Below are 23,257 nucleotides of genomic sequence, written 5' to 3' on the forward strand. Positions count from 1 at the left end.
CCCTTTTCCGTTCCCGCCCCCCGCGACCGCCGCCGCGCCGCCCCCGCCGTACGGGAAGGCTCCCGCGCCGATTCCCGAGGCGCAGGAGGTGGCACGGCCCCCTGACGCGGGGGTCCCGGTCCGCTCCGGCACACCTCCCCCCTGCTCCGTACCGCACTTCGCACCGCTGCGGGTGCGCGGCGGAAGACATCGGCTGCGGTGTCTGCTGCAGCACCGGAGGCGGACCGTGGCTGTGGGGCTTGCGGTCGCGGCGGCCGGACTGGTGGCGGCGGTGCCGGGCGGCTCCGAGGGCCCGCGGGGGCATCCGGAGGGCGCGGCGCGTCCGAAGACGGCGGCCGAGCCCACGCGCGGACGGCGCACGGCCGAGACCGTGACCGTGCCGGTCCGCATCGCGGACGGGGCGGCGGTGCGACTGCTGCGGCCCGGCGCCCGGGTCGATGTGATCGCCGCCGACGAAGGCGGCACCGCGAAGGTCGTCGCGGCCGGGGCCCTGGTCAGCCGGGTGCCGGACGTCGACCCCACGGAGAGCGGTGCGCTGGTCGTGCTCTCCGTGCCGCGTGCCACGGCCGCCCGGCTGGCCGGTGCCGGGGCGACCGCACGGCTGGCGGTGACACTGGGCTGACCGGGCCGGGCGGACAGGAGCGGACGTCCTGCCGTAAGTTGCGGAACCGCTCCCGTGCGGAGCGATTCATTCCACAATGTGTTCGGTCGAGGAGAGGCTCACTGGTGAGCGAGAAGGAGACGTCCGGCGTCTGGCAGGGCTTCAAGGCCTTCCTGATGAGGGGCAACGTCGTCGATCTGGCGGTCGCGGTGGTCATCGGCGCCGCCTTCACCAATATCGTCAACTCGGTGGTGAAGGGGGTCATCAGCCCGGTGGTGGGTGCGCTCGGCACCCAGAGCCTGGACAGCTACAGCTCATGTCTCAAGGCCCCCTGCACGGGCACCGGCGACAGCGCGACGGGGTTGCGCATCCTCTGGGGCTCGGTCCTCGGCTCCGCGCTCAACTTCCTGATCACGGCAGCCGTCGTCTACTTCCTGATGGTGCTGCCGATGGCCAAGTTCCTCGCCCGCCAGGAGGCCCGCCGCAAGGCGAGGGAAGGCAGCCAGGACGTGACGGAGGTGACCGAACTGGAGGTGCTCAAGGAGATCCGCGACGCACTCGTCGCACAGCGTGTACCGAACGGCCGCGCACCGCAGCCCACAGCCGACGGAGCCGCACCGACGGCGGAGACACCCCGACGATGAGGCTCAGAGGTGGTGGGGCGGTTTCTCGTCGAGAAAGCGCGCCAGGTCGGCGGCGCTGTCCCCGCTCGGCGTGAACCGGTCGCCCCACCCCTGGTCCGTGTCGTCGGCGGACTGCCGGTTCAGCGGGTCGTCGAAGACGAGGGCGTCCTTGGGGTCGGACTCGGGGTTCCGTGGGGTGCGGGCGGGGGTGCTGCTCATGCCCCCAGCGTACGTCCACGGTGCACGGAGGGACCGCGCCGCGGAGCGGGGACGCCCCGGGCACCACGGGGGCGTCAGGGTCACTCCGGCAGCGCCGGATCTCCGTGCGGGGGAGCCCGGGCGGCCGACGGCGACGGATCATGAACCCATGACGGTTGACGCTGTGACGGATGTCAGGGGCCTGCGTGTGGGGCACGCCACACGGATCGGGGACGGCTGGCTCACCGGCGCCACGGTCGTGCTCGCCTCGGAGCAGGGCGCGGTGGCCGCGGTGGATGTGCGCGGCGGCGGCCCGGGCACCAAGGAGACCGACGCGCTCGATCCCCGCAATCTGGTGCAGAAGGTCGATGCGATCGTCCTGACCGGAGGCAGTGCCTATGGGCTGGACTCGGCGTCGGGTGTGATGGCCTGGCTGGAGGAGCGCGGGCGCGGGGTGCGGGTCGGTCCCGAACCGAGGCATGTGGTGCCGGTCGTGCCCGCCGCCTGCGTCTTCGATCTGGGCCGCGGCGGGGACTTCGGGGCCCGGCCCGACGCGGCCCTCGGGCGTGCCGCGGTGGAGGCCGCCGCCGCGAGCGAACCGGGCGCACCGGTGGCGGAAGGCTGCGTGGGCGCGGGCACGGGAGCGGTCGTCGGAGCGCTCAAGGGCGGCGTGGGCACGGCGAGCACCCTGCTCGACTCGGGGGTCACGGTGGGGGTGCTGGTGGTGTGCAACGCGGTGGGCTCGGCGGTGGATCCCGGAACCGGCGCCCTGTACGGGGAGTTGTCCCAGGGGCTGCTCGACTGCCCGCCGCGCGAGGTGTGCGAGGCCGCGCGGCGCAGGCTCGCCGCGCTCGGCGACACCCGGGCCGCGCGCCCCTCACTGAACACGACCCTCGCGGTCGTGGCGACCGACGCCGATCTCACCAAGGCGCAGGCGCAGAAGCTAGCGGGTGTGGCGCACGACGGCCTCGCGCGTGCCGTACGGCCGGCGCATCTGCTCAACGACGGGGACACGGTGTTCGCGCTGGCGACCGGTGCGCGTCCGCTCGACGCCACGAGCCCCCTCGCGCTCAACGAGGTGCTCGCGGCGGGCGCGGACCTCGTGACGCGCGCGATCGTACGAGCGGTGCGCGCCGCCGAGTCGGTGGACGGCCCGGGCGGAACATGGCCGTCGTACGAGGAGTTGTACGACGACCGCCGGACTCCCGGAGCAGGCGATCGTCCTGGTTCCGCGGTCGACTGACGCGTGCGCCAGGGCGGCCGGAACCCCCTCGCGGTGGTCCTCGCTCTTCCCCCTCGGGTTTGCGATCAAGGGAATAACCGTCATCAGGACGGTAAGAAGTGGATGGTGGGAAGTGCCGTCCGAGCCGGGTGTGGTGACGGACGTTCGGGATGCGCGGGAACACACCGCCCGCTCCGTTCGTTTTCCCTCCGCACGTTTTCTCGGTTCCCGGACATGATGTCCGACCGAGGGGCTACGGTATGCACCCACAAGGTGACATGCAGCAACGCCAGGAGAAGCCTTGAGCGTTCCGTACGAGACCACAGCGTACGAGCCGTCCGAGTCGCCCCAGTCTCCGGAAGGGCATCTCGCGCGACTCCTCGGCCGCGCCCTGAACTCGTTCGAACTGCCCGACGAGACGATCGGACGGCTCGACTGCGCGCTGGTGCACGACAGTTCGCTGCACTCCGCGCACCACAGCGCGGGGCTGCACCGGGAGACCTACCGGCACACCTGGCTGCTGGCCGACGGTGCGGCGGTCACCCTCTGGGAGCTCGTCCACAACACGGGGCCGGACGGCCACCCGGAGCACGAGGTGTATGTGGACGAGGAGGAGTTGCGCACCGCCACGGCCCGACTTCCGCTGCCGCCGGACGCGCCCGACTTCGAGCTGCCCGTGCCGGTGCAGCTGCCCCCCGTCGCCGAACCCCGCCATGCGTATGCGTCCGACGACTCGGCCGACCATGCGCGGCGGCTGCTGCGGCGCGCGGAGAACGCGGACCGTCCCGGCCCCGACCTGGCCTCCTTATTGCTCGGCTCGGCCCTGGCGCACGAGATCACCCAGGTCTTCGGGCGCCCGCGCCGGGCCGGACATGCGGGGCTGTCCTTCTCGCTCTATGAGCACGCGTTCCTGCTGAGGGACGGCCGGGAGGTGTCCCTGTGGGAGGTCGAGCACACGGCCACACCGGACGGCCGGCACATGTGCGAGGTGTATCCGACCGAGGACGCGGCACGCGAGGCGATGGAACGACGCGCGGCAAGGCTCGGCTGACACCCCGGACACTTCAGGACGCCCGCCCGGGCTCGGGGCGGCGGGTCCCGGACGCGGGTCGGCCGCGACCCCGTCGAAGGGGGCCGCGGCCGAGATACGGTGCCGCGCGAGGGCCGTCACACCCTCCGACGACCGTGTGTCAGACGGCTACCGGCTGCCCGGCGGCGTCGCGGGCCCCTGACGCGGCTGACGCCTCCTGCTCGACGGCGCCCTCCGGGCTCTGCTTGCGCAGGCCCTTCAGGACCACCACCAGGCCCGTGGTCACACAGACGCCGGCGGCGATCGCGAGCAGATAGAGGAACGGGTTGCCGATCAGCGGCACCACGAAGATGCCGCCGTGCGGGGCGCGCAGGGTGGCGCCGAAGGACATCGACAGCGCGCCGGTGAGAGCGCCGCCGACCATCGACGAGGGGATGACCCGCAGCGGGTCGGCCGCCGCGAACGGGATGGCGCCCTCGGAGATGAAGGAGGCGCCCAGCACCCAGGCGGCCTTGCCGTTCTCCCGCTCGGTCCGGGTGAAGAGCCGGCCGCGCACGGTCGTGGCCAGCGCCATCGCCAGCGGCGGGACCATACCGGCGGCCATCACCGCGGCCATGATCTTCATCGCCGGCTGGCTCGGGTCGGAGACCGCGATACCGGCCGTGGCGAAGGTGTAGGCGACCTTGTTGACCGGCCCGCCGAGGTCGAAGCACATCATCAGGCCGAGCAGCGCGCCGAGCAGGACCGCGTTGGTGCCGGAGAGACCGTTCAGCCAGTCGGTCATGGCCTTCTGCGCGGAGGCGATGGGCTTGCCGACCACCACGAACATCAGGAAACCGACGACCGCCGAGGAGATCAGCGGGATCACCACCACCGGCATGATGCCGCGCAGCGCCGCCGGTATCCGGATCCGCTGGATCGCCATCACCACACCGCCGGAGAGCAGACCGGCCACCAGACCGCCGAGGAAGCCCGCGTTGATGGTGAGGGCGATCGAACCGCCGACGAAGCCGGGCACCAGACCCGGGCGGTCCGCCATGCCGTAGGCGATGTAACCGGCGAGGACCGGGACGAGGAAGCCGAAGGACACTCCGCCGATCTGGAAGAGCAGCGCGGCCCAGCTGTCCGTCTGGGTCCACACGAAGTGGTCCATGACCGACGGTGCCTTGTTGATCTGATAGCCGCCGATCGCGAAGCCCAGCGCGATGAGGAGACCGCCCGCGGCCACGAACGGCACCATGTAACTCACGCCGGACATCAGCCAGGTGCGCAGCTTGGTGCCATAGCCCTCGGAGGCGTCACCGGCACGCTCGACCGGCGTCCCGGGGGCGGACGCCGCCGTGACCTCGCCGCGCGCGGCCTTGTCGCGGACCTCGGAGATCAGCTCGGCGGGGCGGTTGATGCCCGCCTTCACACCGACGTCGACGGTCGGCTTGCCGGCGAAGCGGTCCTTGTCCCGCACCGGCACGTCATGGGCGAAGATCACGCCGTCCGCCGCCGCGATGACGGCCGGGTCGAGCCGGGTGAAACCGGCCGAGCCCTGCGTCTCCACGACGAGTTCGACCCCCGCCTCACGGCCCGCGGTCTCCAGCGACTCGGCGGCCATATAGGTGTGCGCGATACCGGTGGGGCAGGAGGTGACGGCGACGATGCGGAACGGTCGCTCGGCGGAGCTGCCGGAGGCCGCGGTGGCGTCGGCGGCGGGTGACTTCGCCGGGTCGTCCGGGGCGGCATCGGAGGAGGCCGTTCCGGACGGTGTCCCCGCGGAGTCCTCGGCACCGGACGTCACGGGTGCCGGGGTCTCGGTCACGGGGGCCGGGGGCTCGTCCCCGCGGATGAGCGCCGCCACGGCCGCCGTGTCGTCGGCGGCCCGCAGCGCGGAGGTGAACTCGGCGTTCATCAGCCGGCGGGCGAGGGAGGACAGGATCGAGAGATGGGCGTCGTCCGCGCCCGCCGGGGCGGCGATCAGAAAGACCAGGTCCGCCGGACCGTCCGGGGCACCGAAGTCGATACCGTGCGCGCTGCGCCCGAAGGCCAGGGTCGGCTCCGTGACATGCGCGCTGCGGCAGTGCGGGATGCCGATGCCGCCGTCCAGGCCGGTCGGCATCTGCGCCTCGCGTGCCGCGACATCGGCGAGGAAGCCCTCCAGATCGGTCACCCGGCCTTGAGCGACCATCCGCTCGGCGAGGGCATGTGCCGCGGCTTCCTTGGTGTCGGCGGACAGGTCGAGGTCGACCAGATCCGCGGTGATCATCTCGGTCATCGCGGGCTCCTTCGCACGCGTATCGCCCGGGAGTTCCCCCGGGCGCGGGTGGGGACGGACATACAGACGGACAAACAGAGGGGTGGAACGGGGATGCGGCGGGCCGCGGTACGGGCGGCGGGGCGGGAGAGCGCGGGGGCGGGGGCGGGGGCGTTCATGACACCGGCTCCGTCAGCGCCCGGTCCGCGGGGACCTCGGCCGTGACCGTCACGGCCGAGGGATCCAGATCGGCCGGGGTCGGCATCACACTGCCGGGCAGTTGCACCGCCGCGGCCCCGTGGGCGACGGCCGAGGCCAGCGCCTCGGGGCCGTTGCCGCCCGCGATCAGAAAACCGGCGAGAGAGGAGTCCCCGGCGCCGACATTGCTGCGTACGGCGTCGACCCGCGCGCTGCCGAACCAGGCGCCCTCGGCGGACACCAGCAGCTGGCCGTCCGCACCGAGACTCGCGAGCACGGTGCCCGCGCCCATCCCGCGCAGTTCCTCGGCCGCCTTGGCCGCGTCGCCCACCGTGGTGAGGGGGCGCCCGACGGCCTCCGCGAGCTCCTCGGCGTTCGGCTTCACCACGTCCGGGCGTTCCCGCAGGGCCGCGAGCAGGGCGGGCCCTGAGGTGTCCAGCGCGATCCGGGCGCCCGCGGCATGGGCGCGGGCGACCAGATCCGCGTACCAGGACGGGGCGAGACCGCGCGGGAGGCTGCCGCAGCAGGTGATCCAGGTGGTGTCGGCGGCCCGGTACTGCTCGCGGACCGCCTGGAGAAGGTGTTCCGCCTCGTCGGCGGAGAGCTCCGGGCCCGGCGCGTTGATCTTGGTGAGGGTGCCGTCGGGCTCGGCGACCGAGATGTTGGAGCGGGTGGCCCCGGCGACCGGGACCGGGACGACCTTGATGCCCTGGGAGTGGAGCAGCTCGGCCACCAGGGCGCCCGGAGCGCCGCCCAGGGGGAGTACGGCGACCGTGCGCCGTCCCGCCGCCGCGACCGCGCGCGAGACGTTCACGCCCTTGCCGCCCGGGTCCATGCGTTCGCCGGTGGCCCGGATGACCTCGCCCCGGTCGAGGGAGGGGACCTCATAAGTGCGGTCCAGGGAGGGGTTCGGGGTGACGGTGACGATCATGCGCGTACTACTTCCGTGCCGCCGCGCTCGATCGCGGTGGCGTCCTCGGGGCTCAGCCCGCTGTCGGTGATCAGCAGGTCCACATCGCCGAGGTCCCCGAAGCGCGCGAAGTGCTCCTGCCCGTGCTTGGAGGAGTCGGCGAGCAGCACCACCCGGCGCGCGGCACGGATCGCGGCGCGCTTGACGGCGGCCTCGGCGAGGTCGGGGGTGGTCAGTCCATGGTCCGCGGAGAAGCCGTTGGCCGCGATGAAGGCGACATCGGCACGGATCTCGTCATAGGCGCGCAGCGCCCAGGCGTCCACGGCGGCCCGCGTACGGTGGCGTACCCGGCCCCCGACCAGATGGAGCTGGATACCGGGGTGGTCCGCGAGGCGGGCCGCGGTGGGCAGGCTGTGGGTGACCACGGTGAGCCCGGCGTCCAGCGGGACGGCCCCGGCCAGCCGGGCGACGCTCGAGCCGGCGTCGAGGATCACCGTGCCCTCGAGGGGCAGTTCCGCCACGGCCGCCCTGGCGATCCGGTCCTTCTCGTCGGCCGCGGTGGACTCCCGCTCCGCGAGGTCCGGCTCGAAGTCCAGGCGTCCGGCGGGGATGGCACCGCCGTGCACCCGGCGCACCAGGCCGGCCCGGTCCAGGGCCTTCAGATCGCGGCGGATCGTTTCGGCCGTGACCTGGAACTCCTCGGCCAGCGACACCACGTCCACCCGTCCGCCGTCGCGGGCCAGCCGGAGGATCTCCTGCTGCCGCTCCGGTGCGTACATGTCCGTTCACCTCCGACTCATGCCCGAACGTGTGGTTTCACCTGGGAGGCTACGGCGGGATTTCCGAAAAGTAAACGGGTCCGGGCATCGGAACGGACACAAACGGGCGTCGGGAAGGGAGCAGGACCACCACCGGACGCCGGGATCAGACGACCACCACCTGCTCCGCCTCCTCGGCCGAGTCCTTCCCGGCCGAGTCCGCCCCGGCCGGATCCTGCTCCGGCTGCTCCTCGGCGCCCTCCACCGGCCGCGCCGGCCGCTTGGGCAGCGCGAACATCAGCAGGAAGATCACCGCCAGTACCGCCACGACCCAGCCCAGCGCGTGCTGGAAGGCGTGGACAAAGGCCGGGCCGGCCTGAGCGGGGGTCAGACGGTCGTCGATCTCGCCGAAGAAGACGACCGACACCAGTCCGAGGCCGAGCGCGTTGCCCATCTGCTGCACCGTGTTGATCAAGCCGGACGCCGAACCGGAGTGCTCCCGCGGCACCTCGGAGAGGACCGCGTCCGTCAGCGGGGCGACGATCAGGCCCATGCCCAGGCCCATGACCGCCAGCGGCAACGCCATCTGCCAGGGGGTGATGCCGAGGCCGTACCGGCCGGACTCCCCGATGTAGAGGAGCAGGCCCGCCCCCATGACCAGCGCGCCCGTCTGGAGCACCTTGCGGCCGAAACGCGGGACCAGCTTCTGTACGGAGATTCCGGCCGCCACCGAGACCGCGATCGAGAACGGAACGCCCGTCAGCCCGGCCCGCAGCACGCTCCACCCCAGTCCGACCTGCATATACAGCGTCCAGACCAGGAAGAAGATGCCGAGTCCGACCCCGAACACCGTCTGCACCGCGATGCCTCCGGCAAAGCTCTTCACCCGGAAGAGAGACAGTTCGACGAGCGGGGAACCGTCCCGCAGTGCCTTCCGCTTCTCGTACGCCACCAGCGCCGCGAAGACGGCTAGCGAGCCGACCATCGACGCGTACCCCCACAGCGGCCAGCCCAGCTCGCGGCCCCGGGTGAGGGGATAGAGCAGCATCAGCAGACCGAGGGTGACCAGCGCGACGCCGACCATGTCCAGCCGCAGGGCCCGTGGGGCCTTCGACTCCGCGATGAAGCGCCGGCCCAGGAGATACGCCACGACACCGACCGGCAGGTTGATCAGGAAGATGGGCCGCCACTCCAGGCCGAACAGGTTCCACTCGGTCAGCAGCGCGCCCAGCAGCGGTCCGGACACCGCCCCCAGTCCGACGATCGCCCCGAAGAGACCGAAGACCTTGCCCCGCTCGTGCGCCGGGAAGGTGGCGTGCACGATCGAGAGGACCTGGGGCACCATCATCGCGGCCATCGCGCCCTGGAGGATCCGCGAGGCGACCAGCATCTCCGGGTTCAGGGCGAAGCCGCACAGCGCCGAGGCCACCGTGAAGCCGGCGATACCGATCAGGAAGAGCCGCTTACGGCCGTGGATGTCGCCGAGACGGCCGCCGGTGATCAGTCCGGCCGCGAAGGCCAGCGCATACCCCGCGGTGATCCACTGGATCTGGCTGAAGGAGGCACCCTCGTCCCGCTGGATCGACGGAATCGCGATATTGACGATCGTGACGTCGACCAGATCCATGAAGGCCGCGGTCATCACGATGGCCAGGGCGAACCAGCGACGACGGTCACCCGCGCCGGCCGCGCCCCCGCCCTTGCCGCCGCTGTCGCTGTCGGTACTACTGCCGTGCGTACTCTCGGTAGAAGTCATGGCCTGAAGTTACGGTCCCATTAGGTCAGGTTCCGTCCTGCTCCTGCGGCATCCTCGGAACTATGACGAGCGACACACCGGCCCGGCTCCTCCAGCTGCTCTCCCTCCTCCAGACCCCGCGCGAGTGGCCAGGCAGCGAGCTCTCCGAGCGGCTCGGGGTGTCGAGGCGGACCGTCCGGCGGGACATCGACCGGCTGCGTGAGCTGGGCTATCCAGTCCAGGCCAGCCGGGGGGCCGAGGGCGGGTACCGGCTGGTCGCCGGGAAGGCCATGCCACCGCTGGTGCTCGACGACGAGGAGGCCGTGGCCATCGCGGTGGGGCTGCGCGCCGGCGCCGGGCATGCGGTGGAGGGCGTGGACGAGGCGTCGGTGCGGGCCCTGGCGAAACTGGAACAGGTGCTGCCGGGCCGGCTGCGCCACCGTGTCGCCACCCTCCAGGCCGCCACCACCCCTCTGACCAGCGGGGACGGGGCGAGGATCGCACCCGAGACACTGACCGTGATGGCCTCGACGATCGCGGGCGGTGAACGGCTGCGGTTCGCCTACCGCTCCAAGGACGGAACGCCCTCCCGGCGTCTGACCGAGCCGTACCGGCTGGTGTCCACGGGACGCCGCTGGTATCTCGTCGCCTATGACCTGGAGCGCGAGGACTGGCGTACGTTCCGGGTCGACCGGATCACCGAGCCGTTCGCCACGGGGGCGCGTTTCACGCCACGGGAGCTGCCGACCGGGAGCGCGGCGGAGTATCTGCGGCAGTCGATGTACCGGCGGCAGGAGACCTATGCGTTCGAGGTGACCTTCGCCGCGCCCGCCGAGGTCGTCGCGGCACGGCTGCCCCCGTGGCTGGGCCCGCCCGAGCCGCTCGACGACCTGAACTGCCGGCTGCGGGGCACCACCAGCGACTCCGTGGCGTGGCTGGCGGTGCGGCTCGCCCTGCTCGACCTTCCGTTCACGGTGCAGGGACCGGCCGAACTGGTCGCGCACATCAGGACGTTGGGGGAACGGCTGAGCCGTGCGGCGGAAGGCTGACGGCCCGAAGGCCCGACTCGCCCGAACCACCGGGGGTTTCCGCTCGGCCCAGCGCCCCGCAGCGCTCCGGCGCAGGAGTGGAGCCGGGCCCCGGCGCCAGGGGGGAGTGGCGCCGAGGCCCGGCTCGGGAGGAGCCCCGGCGCCGGGGGGGGGGAGTGCGTCGGGACTCGGTTCTGGAGGGCGCGGACCTGCGGTCCGGCCCATGATGTGAAGGACCCGCAGGTCTTGTGCCCCGGACCCGCGGATTCCAAGCGACGGAAAGCGCCAAGTCCGGGACGGCACCGTCATGCGGCCGCGTCGAACCCCGTCTGCCGTGCCAGCTTCTTCAGCTCCAGCAGCGCGTGCTTCTCGATCTGCCGGATGCGCTCGCGGGTCAGACCGTGCTCCTTGCCGACCTCGGTCAGCGTACGCTCCCGGCCGTCCTCGATGCCGTACCGCATCTTGATGATCGAGGCCGTGCGCTCGTCGAGCCGCCCTATGAGGTCGTCCAGCTCCTCGCTGCGCAGCAGGGTGAGCACCGACTGCTCGGGCGACACCGCCGAGGTGTCCTCCAGCAGATCGCCGAACTGCGTCTCGCCCTCGTCGTCCACCGACATGTTCAGCGAGACCGGGTCGCGGGCCCAGTCGAGGACATCCCCGACACGCTCCGGCGTGGAGTCCAGCTCGGCCGCGATCTCGGCCGGCTCGGGCTCCCGCCCGTTCTCACGGTTGAACTCCCGCTGGACGCGACGGATCCGGCCCAGCTCCTCCACCAGGTGCACGGGCAGCCGGATCGTCCGGGACTGGTCCGCGATCGACCTGGTGATCGCCTGACGGATCCACCAGGTCGCATAGGTCGAGAACTTGAAGCCCTTGCGGTAGTCGAACTTCTCGACCGCGCGCACCAGGCCGGCATTGCCCTCCTGGATGAGGTCGAGCAGCGGGAGACCACTGCGCGGATAGCGGCGCGCCACGGCGACGACGAGCCGGAGGTTCGAGCGGATGAAGACGTCCTTGGCCCGCTCCCCCTGGGCGATCAGGGCTTCCAGTTCGTCAGGGCCTGCATCTGTCCTGGACTTCTCCTCACCTTCGAGGATCTGCCGCGCGAACACACCCGCCTCGATGGCCTGGGACAGCTCGACCTCCTTGGCGGCGTCGAGCAGCGGCGTGCGCGCGATCTCGTCGAGATACATGCCGACCAGGTCGCGATCGGCGATCTCGCCGCCATGGGCGCGAACACTGTGTGCCGCGTCGACGGTCTCGCCTCCGGCGGCCTTGCGACGGGCGACGGCACGGGTTGCCATGCGTGCTCCCTTGCGATGGTGGGCTAGCGGATGGTCCAAACGGCGCTCAGATCACCCTTTCGGGTGCCCGGCATCCGATGGAAACAACGACTGGAATCAGGACAGAATTCCCAAGCCGCCCCTCAACTTTTCTGATCATGCAGTACCCTGTCCCGCCACAAGGAGGCTCCGGGTGGCGACGGAACGTACCGAGGCCCAGGTCGGACCGGGAGTCGAAAGCGATCTCAGTGCCCTCACCGACCTCTACCACCGCTCTGTGCGCGAGACGCCCGTCACATGCGGCACCTCGGTCTTCACTCCGGAGGAGCGACGCCCCTGGTTGCTCTCCCACCTTGAAGACGGACGGCACCGCCTGAAAGTTGCCGCAGCTCCCGACTCAGGGGAGATTCCGGGGCACACCACACCCCGCCCTTACCGTGCGCGACCCCGGCACGGGAAGGAGCCGTAGCCCCGGGCCGGGGTCAGCCGAACTGCACCGATCGCTTCGCCAGCCCCATCCAGAAGCCGTCGATCACCGACCTCGACGCATCCAGCTCACCCGTCGCGTCCGCGGCCCCCAGGGTGACGAAGAGCGGGGCGAAGTGTTCCGTACGGGGGTGGGCGAGGCGGCCCGCCGGGGACTTGTGGGCGAAGTCGAGCAGCGCGTCCACATCACCGGCCGCCAGGGCGCGGTGACCCCAGTCGTCGAACTCCGCCGACCAGCGCGGCACTCCCCCGCCCGTATGGCGCAGGGCGGCCAGATTGTGGGTGAAGAAGCCGGAGCCGACGATCAGCACGCCCTCGTCGCGCAGCGGGGCCAGCTTGCGGCCGATCTCCATGAGGCGCACCGGGTCGAGGGTCGGCAGGGAGATCTGCAGGACCGGGATGTCGGCCTCGGGATACATCTCGACCAGCGGCACATACGCGCCATGATCGAGACCGCGGTCCGGGAAGTCCTGCACGGGGGTGCCGGGGGCGCGCAGCAGCTTCCGTACGGAGTCGGCGAGCGCGGGGGCGCCCGGGGCCTCGTAGGTCACCCGGTAGTAGTGCTCGGGGAAGCCCCAGAAGTCGTAGACCAGCGGGACCGTCTCCACGGCGCCGAGGGCCAGCGGGGCCTCCTCCCAGTGGGCGGAGACCATGAGGACGGCCTTGGGACGCGGCAGTCCGGCCGACCAGGCGGCGAGCTCACCGGGCCAGACCGGGTCGTCGGCGAGCGGGGGTGCGCCATGGCTCAGATAGAGGGCGGGCATGCGCTCGGGCGCGGGGCGCTCCTCGATGACGGCGGACATGGCGCGGCTCCCTTCCCGGGCTGCTCGAGCCCCCAGGTTTGTTTGAAGTCTCAAGTTCTATCTGCGCAGAAGAATACCGCTCAATTGTTTAACATTCAAGAAGCACCTCGTAGAGTGGTGCCCATGCTGGAGTACACCGAGACGGCACCCGCTGACGAACCCCACTGGCTCACCGACGAGGAGCAGCGCATCTGGCGTGCCTATATGCAGGCCGTCACCCTTCTCGAGGATCACCTCGACCGTCAGTTGCAGCGCGATGCGGGCATGCCGCATGTGTACTACGGACTGCTCGTCAAGCTCGCCGAGGCGCCACGCCGACGACTACGGATGACCGAACTGGCCAGGCGGGCGAAGATCACCCGCTCCCGGCTGTCGCACGCCGTCGCACGCCTGGAGAAGAACGGCTGGGTGCGGCGCGAGGACTGTCCCTCAGACAAGCGCGGCCAGCTCGCCGTGCTCACGGAGGAGGGCTACGAGGTGCTGGTCCGTACCGCGCCCGGGCATGTGGCGGCCGTGCGCCAGGCACTCTTCGACCGGCTCACCCTCGAACAGCAGCAGTCCCTCGGCCAGATGATGTCGATCATCGCGGAGGGGCTGCAGCCCAAGGAGGTGGGGGCGGACCTGCCCTGGCTGCGCTGAGAGCCCGCCGGCCGCGCCTCTCACGCGCTCGGCCGCGGACACCGGTCCGCCCCGGCCCCGCGGGATGCGGAGCCGGGGCGGACCCCGAAGACGTACGGGTACCCGGAAAGGGCGGAAACGGTCAGTGGGCGACCACCGGAACCGCCACCTCGTCCTCGATGCCCTGCTCCGTGCCGCGCGCGGAGGCCGGCCCGGTGCCCGGGCGCCCGGCGTTGATCAGGGTCAGGGCGACAGCCGCGGCGGCCACCAGGATGCCGACGGAGAACCAGATCGCGCTGGTGTAGCCGTGCACCATGGCCTGCAGCTGGACCAGCTGCTGCTGGGGCTTGCTCGCCGCGGTGGCGATGTGGTCCTTGACATAGGACGTGGTAGCCGAGGCCGCGATCGTGTTGAGCAGGGCCGTACCGATCGCACCGCCCACCTGCTGCGAGGTGTTGACCATCGCGGAGGCGACACCGGCGTCACGCGGCTGCACGCCGTGGGTGGCCAGCGACATGGCCGGCATGAACGCCGTACCCATGCCGAGGCCGAGCAGCAGCAGCGCCGGCAGCACCACGGTCGTGTAGGAGGAGCCGATCTCCAGCTGGGCGAACAGGAACATGCCGGCCGCGGCGACCAGGAAGCCGGGACCCATCAGCAGCCGCGCCGGGACGCGGGTCATCAGCCGGGTGCCGATCTGGGTCGAGCCGGTGATCATGCCGGCGACCATGGGCAGGAAGGCGAAACCGCTCTTGAGCGGCGTGTAGCCCTTCACGACCTGCAAGTAGTAGGTCAGGAACAGGAACGTGCCGAACATCGCGATGACCGCGAGACCGAGGGAGAGATAGACGCCGCCCCGGTTGCGGTCCAGGATCACACGCAGCGGCAGCAGCGGGTTCTTGACCCGGGACTCGACGAACCTGAAGGCGACGAGCAGGACCACCGCCGCGACGAACAGTCCGATCGTCAGGGAGTCGCTCCAGCCGTCGGACTCGGCACGGGTGAAGCCGTAGACGAGCGAGACCAGGCCGAGGGTGGAGAGGAAGACACCCGGGATGTCCAGCGGCGAGCGGTTGCGGCCGCCCTCCGGCTCACGGATGACGAAGTAGGCGCCGGCCGCGGCGACGATGGCGAACGGGATGTTGACGAAGAACGTCCAGCGCCAGTCCAGGTACTCGGTGAGGAATCCGCCGAGGATCAGACCGACGGCACCGCCGCCACCGGCGATCGCGCCGTAGATGCCGAAGGCCTTGGCGCGTTCCTTGGCGTCCGTGAACGTCACGGCGAGCAGGGACAGCGCGGCAGGGGCGAGCAGAGCGCCGAACACACCCTGGAGGGCGCGGGCACCGAACATCATGACCCCGCTCTGTGCCGCGCCGCCGAGCGCGGAGGCCAGGGCGAAGCCGGTCAGGCCGACGACGAAGGCGCGCTTACGTCCCCACAGGTCGGCCACCCGGCCGCCGAAGAGCAGCAGTCCGCCGAAGGCGAGGGCGTAGGCCGTCACCACCCACTGGCGGTTGCCGTCCGATATCCCCAGGTCCTGCTGGGCGGACGGGAGCGCGATGTTCACGATGGTGGCGTCGAGGACCACCATCAGCTGGGCGAGCGCGATGAAGACGAGCGCCCGCCAGCGGTTGGCGTCGGGAGCGGAAGCGCCGGGCGCGCTTCGGGCTGTTTGAGACATGGGGGTACCCACTTCGGGACTTCGTGACGGAAAAAGAGCGAAAAAGCCGTCAAAAGGCACGGCACGTCAACGGCGACGGGCCGAGGGATCTCTGGCGACGACCTGGAGGTCTCCGGCGGTACACCCAAGGTTCTACGGCGACGGTCGGAGAGTGTGTGGTCGGTGGTGAACGTCAGTCGTCGGTGGCGTGAAAGGTCGGGGTCGTCGGTACCGGGCGTCCGTCGGACCGGGACGGGGCCTCCGCCGCCGGCGCCGTCGATGGCACCCGGCACGGAGGGTCCGGCTCCGGTGTCGTCGCGGAGGCTCTTGCTCCGCCACGGACGTGAAGCTCGCGGGACCGATCAGTCGTTCAGTGCTGGCGCAGCTCCTCCATGGTCACGGCCGAACCCGGCAGCGTGGAGCGGGCCGGGGCCCGCAGCCCGTCCAGGAACAGCTGCAGATGACGGTGGACGAACCGGTCGACGCTCAGACATCCGACGCCGGCCGGGGGCCGGCTGAGCTGGGCAACGACGATCATCAGATCACCGACCTCCACATCCGGGCGGAGCTGACCGGCCGCCTTGGCGCGGTCCATCATCTCCCCGACGAGCCGCTCGACCCGCTCACGGGCCGCTTCCAGATCGGGGTGATGCTTGTCGAAGGTGCTGGAGGCCATCGGACACAGCGCACTGATCCGCCCGTCGGCGGCGGCGTGCGCGAAGCGCGACAGGACCTCGAAGGCGTCACCGGACTCGGCGAGCGCCCGTTCGGCGTCCTCGGACGTACGGTCCATCACCGAACAGACGACCTCGCGGACGAGAGCGTCACGGTCGGGGAAGTTGCGGTACACCGTGGCATTGCCGACACCGGCCCGGCGGGCGATCTCGTCGAACGGCACATCGGGGCCGAACTCGACGAACATCTCGCGGGCGGCGGCGACGATCCGCTCCCGGTTACGCAGGGCATCGGCTCGCGGCCTGGACGCTCGGCGCTGCACGGGGGTCGCGGTCTGCACGGCTGCTCCTCGGACAGATGGAGTGCGATCCGGGGATTCAGTCCCCGTTTCGCTCGGACACAGGTCTAAACGGGGATTCGGTCCCCGGTTATTTCGCCGCCCCAGCCTCAATTCCTGTGATCTGGGCCACAGACGACAGGTGTCCTCCCCGCACGGCTCTCCGCGGCCCGCTCCCTCCTCTTGCTCTCCTTGCTCTCCCTTACTCCCCTTGCTCTCCCTTGCTCTCCGCTCCCGGGGCGTCCCCTGCTTTCTGCTCCCGGGCGTCACCGACCCCATCCATGCCTCCCGCCCCCGTCCATGCGCATCCGCCCCACCCATCACCCCTTCCGCGCCCGGGAACCCCTCGTTCGGTCTCCCTCAGCGCGCGCCTGCACCGTCTCCGACACAGGGTGAGCCCAAGGGCGCAGCCGGTGACCGGGGGCTGCCGTGGAGCGAAGGGCCACCGCATGGAGCCGTCCCGCCGGATACGTGCGCGCCGCGCCGCCTCGTTCGCCTCGGTCACCGCCCTGACGCTGGCGGTCTCGACCTCCGCCGGCACCGGAGGTCTCACCTCGGGATCGGCGGGCCCCACAGGACCGTCCCGTGCACCGGCGATACGCCCCTGCATACTCCAGGGCCAGACCGGCCTCCAGATGCCGGAGGGCATACCGACGCCCACCGGGTACGCCCGCTCCACCGGCGTCGTCCACGCCCTCAATCTGATGATCGACTTCTCCGATGCGCCCGGCCGGGGCAGCGCGCTCAGCCGGTTCGCCGAGTTCTTCCCGAAGACCCGCAACTGGTTCACCACCAGTTCCTACGGCCGCCTCGACTACCGCCCCGAGGCCCCGATCACCCACTGGCTGCGGATGCCCAAGACGTTCAAGGAGTACGGGATAGAACGCGGCGCCCCCTTCGACCCCGGCTACCGGCGGCTGATCCAGGACATCGTGACCGCCGCCGACCCCCATGTGGACTTCCGCCGCTACGACCTGCTGAACGTGCTGGTCACCCCGAACGCGGGCCCCTCCGCCCTGGACACGGTGCTGTCGGTGACCTTCGCGAGCAACCCCGAGGCCCCGGTCGCCGACGGTGTGCCGATCTCCAACGCCTCCTTCATCTACAGCCGCCAGGACGACGGCTCGGGCTCCTACTCCCGGAACGGCTATCGGGTCCTGCCCCACGAGAACGGCCATATCTTCGGCCTGCCCGACCTCTACACCCAGGAGGGCGGCTCCGCGGTCGGTCACTGGGACGTCATGAGCGAGGACTGGGGCGCCGACAACGACATGCTCGCCTGGCACAAGTGGAAACTCGGCTGGCTCGACGACTCCCAGGTCGGCTGCGCCACCACTCGCGGCTCCACCGAGTACACGCTCACCCCACTGGCCCGCCGCGGCGGCGAGAAGATGGTCTTCATACCGATCAGCTCCACCACCGGATACGCCCTCGAACTGCGCACCCGCGGCGGCAACGACGCGGCGGTGTGCCGGCCCGGCATCCTGGTCTACCGGGTCGACGCGAACGTGGACACCGGCGAGGGCCCCATCAACGTCGTCGACTCCCGACGCGACAGCGGCGGCTGCACCCACAGCCCCAACGTCCAGGCGGAGCTGTCCGACGCCACCTTCGTCCCCGGGGAGACCTTCACCGACCCGAAGTCGGGAGTCGCCGTCACCGTCACCGGAACGACCGGGTCCGGAAACTACCGCGTGCGCGTGACGCGCCACTGACGGGCACCGCCGGCGCACGCCACGACACGGATCCCGCGACGGTGACCGATCCCGCCGGACCCCGCTGTCGAGGATGTCCGCGGGCCCCACACCCCTGACTCACGACGGCGCACGACCACGACAACGCCGTACGACGCCGTACACCGCCGTACAACGCCGTACGACGTCGTCGGCAGGGCGAACACGGCGCACCGGCACTCCCCGGCATTACCGTGAGGCCATGCTCCCGAACGTCAGCCAGGCCCAGGACCAGGCCGCCCCCGCCGAAGCCGTCACCCCCCTCATGCGCGGGCTCACCGTGCTGCGGCGGCTCACCGACGCCGACGGCAGCTGCAGTCTCAGCGGTCTGGAGCGCGCCAGCGGGCTCGCCCGGTCCACGGTCGACCGGATCACGGCCACCCTCGCCCGTATGGAGTACGTACGCCTCGACGGCCGCGACGTCGTCCTCGCGCCACGGCTGACGGAGCTGGGCAACGCCTATCTGGCCGCGCTACGGCTGCCCAGGCTGCTGGATCCGCACGCCGACGCACTCGCCGACGAGCTGGACGAGTCGGTCTCGCTCGCGGTTCCCGACGGGGACGGCATCCGCTTCATCCACCAGGCGACCCGGCGCCGCGCGATGTCGCTCAGGTTCCGCATCGGCGATCTGCTGCCCGCCGAACGCACCGCTCCCGGCCCGTTGTTCGCCACCGAGTGGGACGAGGCCAGCTGGAAGCGCTGGCACGCGCGGCGCGCGGCGGACCCCGAGGACCGTGGCTTCCCCGCGGTGCCGGCCCGCAGCCGCCCGCTCGACGGCTCCGGCACCGTCCTCGGCGACGACTTCCAGGAGCGCGCCGAACGGGCACGTGCGCAGGGGTGGGCGCTGGACGACCAGCTGATCGAACCGGGCCTGGTCGCGCTCGCCATGCCCGTACGGCACAACGGCGGCCGGATCGCCTGTGTGGTCACCGTGGTCAGCCACACCAGCCGGCACTCCGCGGACGGCCTGCGCCGGGCGCTGCTGCCCCGGCTGCGCACCGCGGTGACGGCGATGGAACGCGAGCTGCGCGACTCCCCGGACACCGGCCCCGCCGCCGCGCCCGCCCCGCTGTCCGGACTGGCGACCTGGACCGGGGCGTCCAAGCAGGAACTGGGCCGGGAGTTCGTGGAGTCGCTGGCCCGCGGACTGACGGTGATCACATCCTTCGGTGAGGGGCGCTCCGAACTCACCCTGACCGATGTGGCCGAGGCGACGGGCCTGGCGCGGGCGACGGCGCGACGCGCGCTGATCACCCTGGAGCACCTCGGGTACATCACCGCACACGGCCGCCGCTTCCGGCTCACCCCACGCGTCCTGGGCCTCGGCTATCCCCCTCTCTCCCGGACGAAACTGCCCGACATCGCCCTCCCCCACCTGACCGCTCTCTCCCAACTCCTCCACGAGTCCACCTCGTTGGCGGTGCTGACGGGCGACGACATCCAGTACACGGCCCAGGTGGCCGCGAGCCGCATCATGAGCGTCAACGTCACCGTCGGGGCCCGCCTCCCGGCCTACGCGACCGCACTGGGCCGAGTCATGCTGGCGGACCTGCCCGAGCCCGAACTCCCCACCCCGGACGCGTCGGATCCCCAACGCCTGAAGGCCGAACTCGACCGCGTACGACGCGAGGGATACGCCCTGGTGGACGGCGAGCTGGAGAAGGGCCTGCGCTCGATCGCGGTACCGGTACGGGACCGCGGGGGCCGGGTCGTCGCCGCGGTGAACGTCGCCCTCCACAGCAGCCGCCGCACAGCCGAGGAATGCGTGACCGACGTACTCCCGGAACTCCACACCACAGCCACCCACATCGAGGCGGACCTCCATGTGGCAGGACGCTTCCGAACCGTACCGCCGGCCTGAGCCCCCGCACCCCACCGAAGACGCGACCGTCGCGCAAAACTCCGCATCCGCGCGGCCTCCCGCTCTCCCCCCACCCACCAGGCGCCCACGTCACGCACCGCCCTCGGCGACCGCCGGGTACGCCACAAGGCGCCCATAGCAGCACGAACTGCCCTAACCTCCCGAGAACGACCGACTCGCACTGCACGGCCATGGTGAATCCGGCCCGCCGACCACCCAAAGCAAACACCCCTCCCCCCGATCACCGAAATCAGGTGCCCCCTGCTGACCACGACGGCTCGGCCGGGGCGGCTGCACGCCGTCACCACCGCCCCGACATCAGACACCGCACGACCCCTCGGCCCGCTGCCGAAACCGCTAGACTGTGCGCGGTGCACCACTCCGGTGGGGCACCCTGTGGATGTCTGGGACTCCCCATACCGGGGATCTGCCACCCAAAGGTGGATCACCCATACATCCCCGCCCCGCCTTCGTAGCTCAGGGGATAGAGCACCGCTCTCCTAAAGCGGGTGTCGCAGGTTCGAATCCTGCCGGGGGCACAGCTTGCAGCGCAGGTCAGAGAGTTGACGGCCCCTCGTTCAAATCGAACGGGGGGCCGCTTCCATGATCAAATGCCACATGGATGCCACACCCCCACGCGATCATGCGTGGCGATCACCCGCACGAGGGAGTGGACTCCACGCAATCCCCACATAGAGTGACCCTCACGAGAGCGGCAGGCCGACTCCCCACGCGTGCCTGAGACGCGCCTCTCGCGAGCTGCGCGGCGCCCGTCGGGGAAGACGGCCCGCGCAGAGTGTCGATGGCCGTTCCGGTGTGGGCGTGGTGCTCGGCGGCGACTTTGCGGGCGTGCTCGACCAGGGCGGCCGGGGCGGCGACCGGCGGCGGGACCGGAGCCGGAGTCGGTACCGACTCGACTGCCGGAGGCGCCGGGGATTCCGGTGCGGGATCGGGCGCGTCCTTCTGGTCCTCGATGTCCTCGGGCGTCTCCTGACCTACGACGTCACTGGTCTCGTCGTGCGGTGTCGGTGACGAGTGGACCAGGAGGGTTCCGCCGAGGAAGGCGACCGCGGGCCAGCCCGCGACGAGGATGCGGAGCCAGGCCGGCACGTGGTCCAGGTCGAGCAGCCCAGCGGTGGCGACGTTCGCGCCCAGGGACGCAGCGAGTGCGATCAGGAACCAGCACCACCCGGCCGCTTTCGCGTCGCCGGACCGCAGTCGGCGCCAGGCGGCGACGAGCAACAGGTCGACCGAGACGGGATAGGCCCACGCCTTCCACCCGTCCTGTCCGGCCGCCGAGGCGACGTCGTGCGGGTGGGCGAAGGACAGCGCGGCGGCGATGACCGCTTGGACGAGCACCGCGTCGACGTGGGCCAGGTGGGCGCGCATGCTGTGGCTCCTTCCGGATTCGGGCATGGGAGGGGTAGGGACATGGCATGAGGCGGTCATGCCGACCGGGGATGAGTGCGGGCTCGGGTCAGTCGGTCACCGGGCGGGGCCGCACGACCGGGCTCGGTGTCTCGGCAGGCGGCGGTAGGGGCACGTCGGGCCGGAAGGGTTTGAGTCCGGGCAGGTCGGGGACCAGGTGGGCCGACTCGCGGCAGGCCTCGGCAGCATCGCCGAGGGAGAGGTACGGCGTGCGGATGCGGGACCAGCCGCCGGAGGTGTCACCGGCCACGGCGAGGCCGGGCCGTTCGGGGGCGATGGCGCAGGCGGCGGAGACCGCCTCGGGGGCGATGTCGCCGAGTGCCATCTTGGCGGAGGCTTCGTCGTTGACGCGGTGGCAGACGCGGCCGGTCAACTGGGCCCGCAGCATGGTCGCGCCCTTGCCCAGTTCGGCGCCAAAGCGCTGGCCGCAGACCCCCAGGTAGATGCCGGCGGCCCGGCCGAGCTGGGCGAGCCGGATGAGCTGGGTGACCATCTCGTCCCGGCGTTCCGCGTCCTTCTTCGTGGCGACGAGGAAGAGTTCGGCCGCCTCGTCGACGAACAGCACGACAGGCATGGGGCGTTCGTGCTCGGGCAGGCCCCAGATGTCGGAGGTGATCTCCTCGTCCGGCGTACTCGGCGCGATGCCCTGCCGGGCCTTGATCAGGTCGTACCGGTCCTCCATTTTCTTGATCAGCACGGGCAGCAGCTCGGCGGCCTGCTCCGGATCGGTGGCGAGCGCCGACAGGCGCGGAGCGAAGGGCGCCAGTTCCACGCCCCGCTTGCAGTCGATGCCGACGAGGGCGACGGGTTGGCAGGCGAGTCCGGCGACGAGGTGACGCAGGTACATGGACTTGCCGGACAGCGTGGCGCCGAGGGTGAGTTGATGCGGCATGGCGCGGTAGTCGCGTACGAACGGAGTGGCGTCCTCGCGCAGCGCGACCGGCACCCGAAGAAGGTCCGGACGGAGCTTTCGCGGCATGCGCACCCGCCGCAGCACGTCGAAGCCGACGAGCCGCAGTTCGCCCACGCCCGGCTTGACCGTCGTCACGTAGACGGCGTGGACGCCCCGGGCGTGCCGCTGCCGTTCGGCGGAGGCGGCCACGTCGGCGGGTTCCTGCCCCGGGGCGAGCCGCAGACGGACCCGCAGCCCCGTCGTGGTCGGCCGGATAATCCCGCGACGCGGCGGTACGGGCCGGACCTCACGGCGGGTGGTGGCCTTGACCGCCAGGACCCGCCACCGGGAGGGAGCCACAGTCAGCCCGCACGCCTCCATGACCGAGCCGTAGGAGCTGAGCAGTCGGACCGTGGACACCGGTAAGCCGACCGTGGACCAGTAGACGCCGGGGTGTCTCGCCCGGACGTAGGCGGCCCCACCGCCGAGTGCGGCGACGGGACCACCCACCTCCAGAAGCGTTGCCAGGTCGGTCATCAGGCCGTGGCCCCCATGGCGGCCGGGAAGGCGGCCGGGGTGACGGCGGCGGCCCGGAAGGCGATGCCATGCCGCTGCTGGCCGTTGAACACGCTCTCCCACGGCCGGGCGATCAGGCCCGGCAGAGAGACCGGGGCACCGAGAGCGAGGCCTTCCGACACCCCGCTCTCCGGAACGGTCACCTTGATCAGGGACGACTCCCCTCCTCGATGTAGACGACGCCGACGGTCATCAGCGCCTCACCGCTGACGGCGTCCTTCGCGATCTCGCCCGACTGCCGGTCGCGAACCTTGGGCTCGGGCGCATCGGTCAGCAGGATCGTCGCGGCCGAGGTCTCCACACGGATGGTGCGCAAGGCTTCTTCCTATCTACTCGTCTAGACAAGATGCAACCTAC

At 71.3% G+C, this 23,257-nt stretch carries 19 protein-coding genes, 1 tRNA gene and 1 pseudogene; 9 read left to right on the top strand and 12 right to left on the bottom strand.

Annotated features, from left to right (window positions below):
- Window positions 1–226 precede the first annotated feature (226 nt).
- Window positions 227–622: a hypothetical protein gene (locus CP978_RS14905; RefSeq protein ID WP_376697934.1), complete on the top strand. Its 396-nt coding sequence runs from the start codon at window positions 227–229 to the stop codon at window positions 620–622.
- A 104-nt stretch (window positions 623–726) separates the two neighbouring features.
- The gene (mscL, locus tag CP978_RS14910) at window positions 727–1,245 is read left to right on the top strand and encodes a large conductance mechanosensitive channel protein MscL (protein WP_043441119.1); all 519 of its coding nucleotides are present in this window, start codon (window positions 727–729) and stop codon (window positions 1,243–1,245) included.
- Window positions 1,246–1,248: 3 nt separating this feature from the next.
- Here mscL and CP978_RS14915 read toward each other — a convergent pair whose 3' ends face one another.
- The gene (locus CP978_RS14915; RefSeq protein ID WP_043441121.1) at window positions 1,249–1,443 is read right to left on the bottom strand and encodes a hypothetical protein; all 195 of its coding nucleotides are present in this window, start codon (window positions 1,441–1,443) and stop codon (window positions 1,249–1,251) included.
- A 148-nt stretch (window positions 1,444–1,591) separates the two neighbouring features.
- Here CP978_RS14915 and CP978_RS14920 point away from each other — a divergent pair, with 148 nt between their 5' ends.
- Together CP978_RS14920 and CP978_RS14925 are read left to right on the top strand one after the other, a co-directional pair.
- Window positions 1,592–2,665, top strand: coding sequence for a P1 family peptidase (locus CP978_RS14920; RefSeq protein ID WP_052454131.1), 1,074 nt, complete (start codon window positions 1,592–1,594; stop codon window positions 2,663–2,665).
- Window positions 2,666–2,945: 280 nt separating this feature from the next.
- The gene (locus CP978_RS14925) at window positions 2,946–3,695 is read left to right on the top strand and encodes a DUF6227 family protein (protein WP_043441123.1); all 750 of its coding nucleotides are present in this window, start codon (window positions 2,946–2,948) and stop codon (window positions 3,693–3,695) included.
- Window positions 3,696–3,834: 139 nt separating this feature from the next.
- On the opposite strand, the gene CP978_RS14930 is transcribed toward CP978_RS14925, so the two are convergent.
- The 4 genes from CP978_RS14930 to CP978_RS14945 form a co-directional block, all read right to left on the bottom strand.
- A complete protein-coding gene (locus CP978_RS14930) occupies window positions 3,835–5,937 on the bottom strand; it encodes a PTS fructose transporter subunit IIABC (protein WP_043441126.1) in 2,103 nt (700 codons plus the stop codon).
- A gap of 154 nt (window positions 5,938–6,091) precedes the next feature.
- On the bottom strand, window positions 6,092–7,045 hold the full coding sequence (gene pfkB / locus CP978_RS14935; RefSeq protein ID WP_043441128.1) for a 1-phosphofructokinase: 954 nt from the start codon (window positions 7,043–7,045) through the stop codon (window positions 6,092–6,094).
- Window positions 7,042–7,803, bottom strand: coding sequence for a DeoR/GlpR family DNA-binding transcription regulator (locus tag CP978_RS14940; protein ID WP_043441130.1), 762 nt, complete (start codon window positions 7,801–7,803; stop codon window positions 7,042–7,044). The genes pfkB and CP978_RS14940 overlap by 4 nt, the downstream gene beginning before the upstream one ends.
- A 145-nt stretch (window positions 7,804–7,948) precedes the next feature.
- Window positions 7,949–9,538 carry an MFS transporter gene (locus CP978_RS14945; RefSeq protein ID WP_052454132.1) on the bottom strand — a complete coding sequence of 530 codons (1,590 nt, stop codon included), beginning with the start codon at window positions 9,536–9,538 and terminating at the stop codon, window positions 7,949–7,951.
- Between the two features lie 62 nt (window positions 9,539–9,600).
- Here CP978_RS14945 and CP978_RS14950 point away from each other — a divergent pair, with 62 nt between their 5' ends.
- Window positions 9,601–10,566, top strand: coding sequence for a helix-turn-helix transcriptional regulator (locus tag CP978_RS14950; RefSeq protein WP_043441132.1), 966 nt, complete (start codon window positions 9,601–9,603; stop codon window positions 10,564–10,566).
- A 284-nt stretch (window positions 10,567–10,850) separates the two neighbouring features.
- On the opposite strand, the gene CP978_RS14955 is transcribed toward CP978_RS14950, so the two are convergent.
- Entirely contained in the window at window positions 10,851–11,849 is a 999-nt protein-coding gene (locus CP978_RS14955) for a sigma-70 family RNA polymerase sigma factor (RefSeq protein ID WP_043441135.1), read from the bottom strand.
- Between the two features lie 461 nt (window positions 11,850–12,310).
- The gene (locus CP978_RS14960; RefSeq protein ID WP_043441136.1) at window positions 12,311–13,117 is read right to left on the bottom strand and encodes a dioxygenase family protein; all 807 of its coding nucleotides are present in this window, start codon (window positions 13,115–13,117) and stop codon (window positions 12,311–12,313) included.
- Between the two features lie 123 nt (window positions 13,118–13,240).
- On the opposite strand from CP978_RS14960, the gene CP978_RS14965 reads away from it, so the two are divergent.
- Window positions 13,241–13,756, top strand: a complete 516-nt coding sequence (locus CP978_RS14965) for a MarR family winged helix-turn-helix transcriptional regulator (RefSeq protein ID WP_043441138.1) — start codon at window positions 13,241–13,243, stop codon at window positions 13,754–13,756.
- Window positions 13,757–13,877: 121 nt separating this feature from the next.
- Here CP978_RS14965 and CP978_RS14970 read toward each other — a convergent pair whose 3' ends face one another.
- Together CP978_RS14970 and CP978_RS14975 are read right to left on the bottom strand one after the other, a co-directional pair.
- Complete coding sequence (locus CP978_RS14970) at window positions 13,878–15,419, bottom strand: MFS transporter (RefSeq protein WP_043441140.1); 1,542 nt, start codon at window positions 15,417–15,419, stop codon at window positions 13,878–13,880.
- Between the two features lie 349 nt (window positions 15,420–15,768).
- On the bottom strand, window positions 15,769–16,413 hold the full coding sequence (locus CP978_RS14975) for a TetR/AcrR family transcriptional regulator (RefSeq protein WP_043441145.1): 645 nt from the start codon (window positions 16,411–16,413) through the stop codon (window positions 15,769–15,771).
- Between the two features lie 446 nt (window positions 16,414–16,859).
- On the opposite strand from CP978_RS14975, the gene CP978_RS14980 reads away from it, so the two are divergent.
- From CP978_RS14980 to CP978_RS14990, 3 genes are all read left to right on the top strand, one after another.
- Entirely contained in the window at window positions 16,860–18,125 is a 1,266-nt protein-coding gene (locus CP978_RS14980; RefSeq protein WP_043441146.1) for a M6 family metalloprotease domain-containing protein, read from the top strand.
- A 220-nt stretch (window positions 18,126–18,345) separates the two neighbouring features.
- Entirely contained in the window at window positions 18,346–20,004 is a 1,659-nt protein-coding gene (locus CP978_RS14985; protein ID WP_043441147.1) for an IclR family transcriptional regulator domain-containing protein, read from the top strand.
- A 466-nt stretch (window positions 20,005–20,470) separates the two neighbouring features.
- Window positions 20,471–20,543: transfer RNA gene (locus CP978_RS14990), tRNA-Arg, on the top strand.
- Window positions 20,544–20,658: 115 nt separating this feature from the next.
- On the opposite strand, the gene CP978_RS14995 is transcribed toward CP978_RS14990, so the two are convergent.
- The 3 genes and pseudogenes from CP978_RS14995 to CP978_RS15005 all read right to left on the bottom strand — a co-directional run bounded on the left by CP978_RS14995 (window position 20,659) and on the right by CP978_RS15005 (window position 23,216).
- The gene (locus CP978_RS14995) at window positions 20,659–21,393 is read right to left on the bottom strand and encodes a DUF2637 domain-containing protein (RefSeq protein ID WP_227745376.1); all 735 of its coding nucleotides are present in this window, start codon (window positions 21,391–21,393) and stop codon (window positions 20,659–20,661) included.
- A gap of 88 nt (window positions 21,394–21,481) precedes the next feature.
- The gene (locus tag CP978_RS15000; protein WP_043441148.1) at window positions 21,482–22,861 is read right to left on the bottom strand and encodes an FtsK/SpoIIIE domain-containing protein; all 1,380 of its coding nucleotides are present in this window, start codon (window positions 22,859–22,861) and stop codon (window positions 21,482–21,484) included.
- Window positions 22,861–23,216, bottom strand: a pseudogene (locus CP978_RS15005) (SCO3933 family regulatory protein). Before CP978_RS15005 ends, CP978_RS15000 begins: the two are co-directional and overlap by 1 nt.
- Between the last annotated feature and the right edge of the window lie 41 nt (window positions 23,217–23,257).

It is taken from the genome of Streptomyces nodosus (assembly GCF_008704995.1).
Classification (GTDB): domain Bacteria; phylum Actinomycetota; class Actinomycetes; order Streptomycetales; family Streptomycetaceae; genus Streptomyces; species Streptomyces nodosus.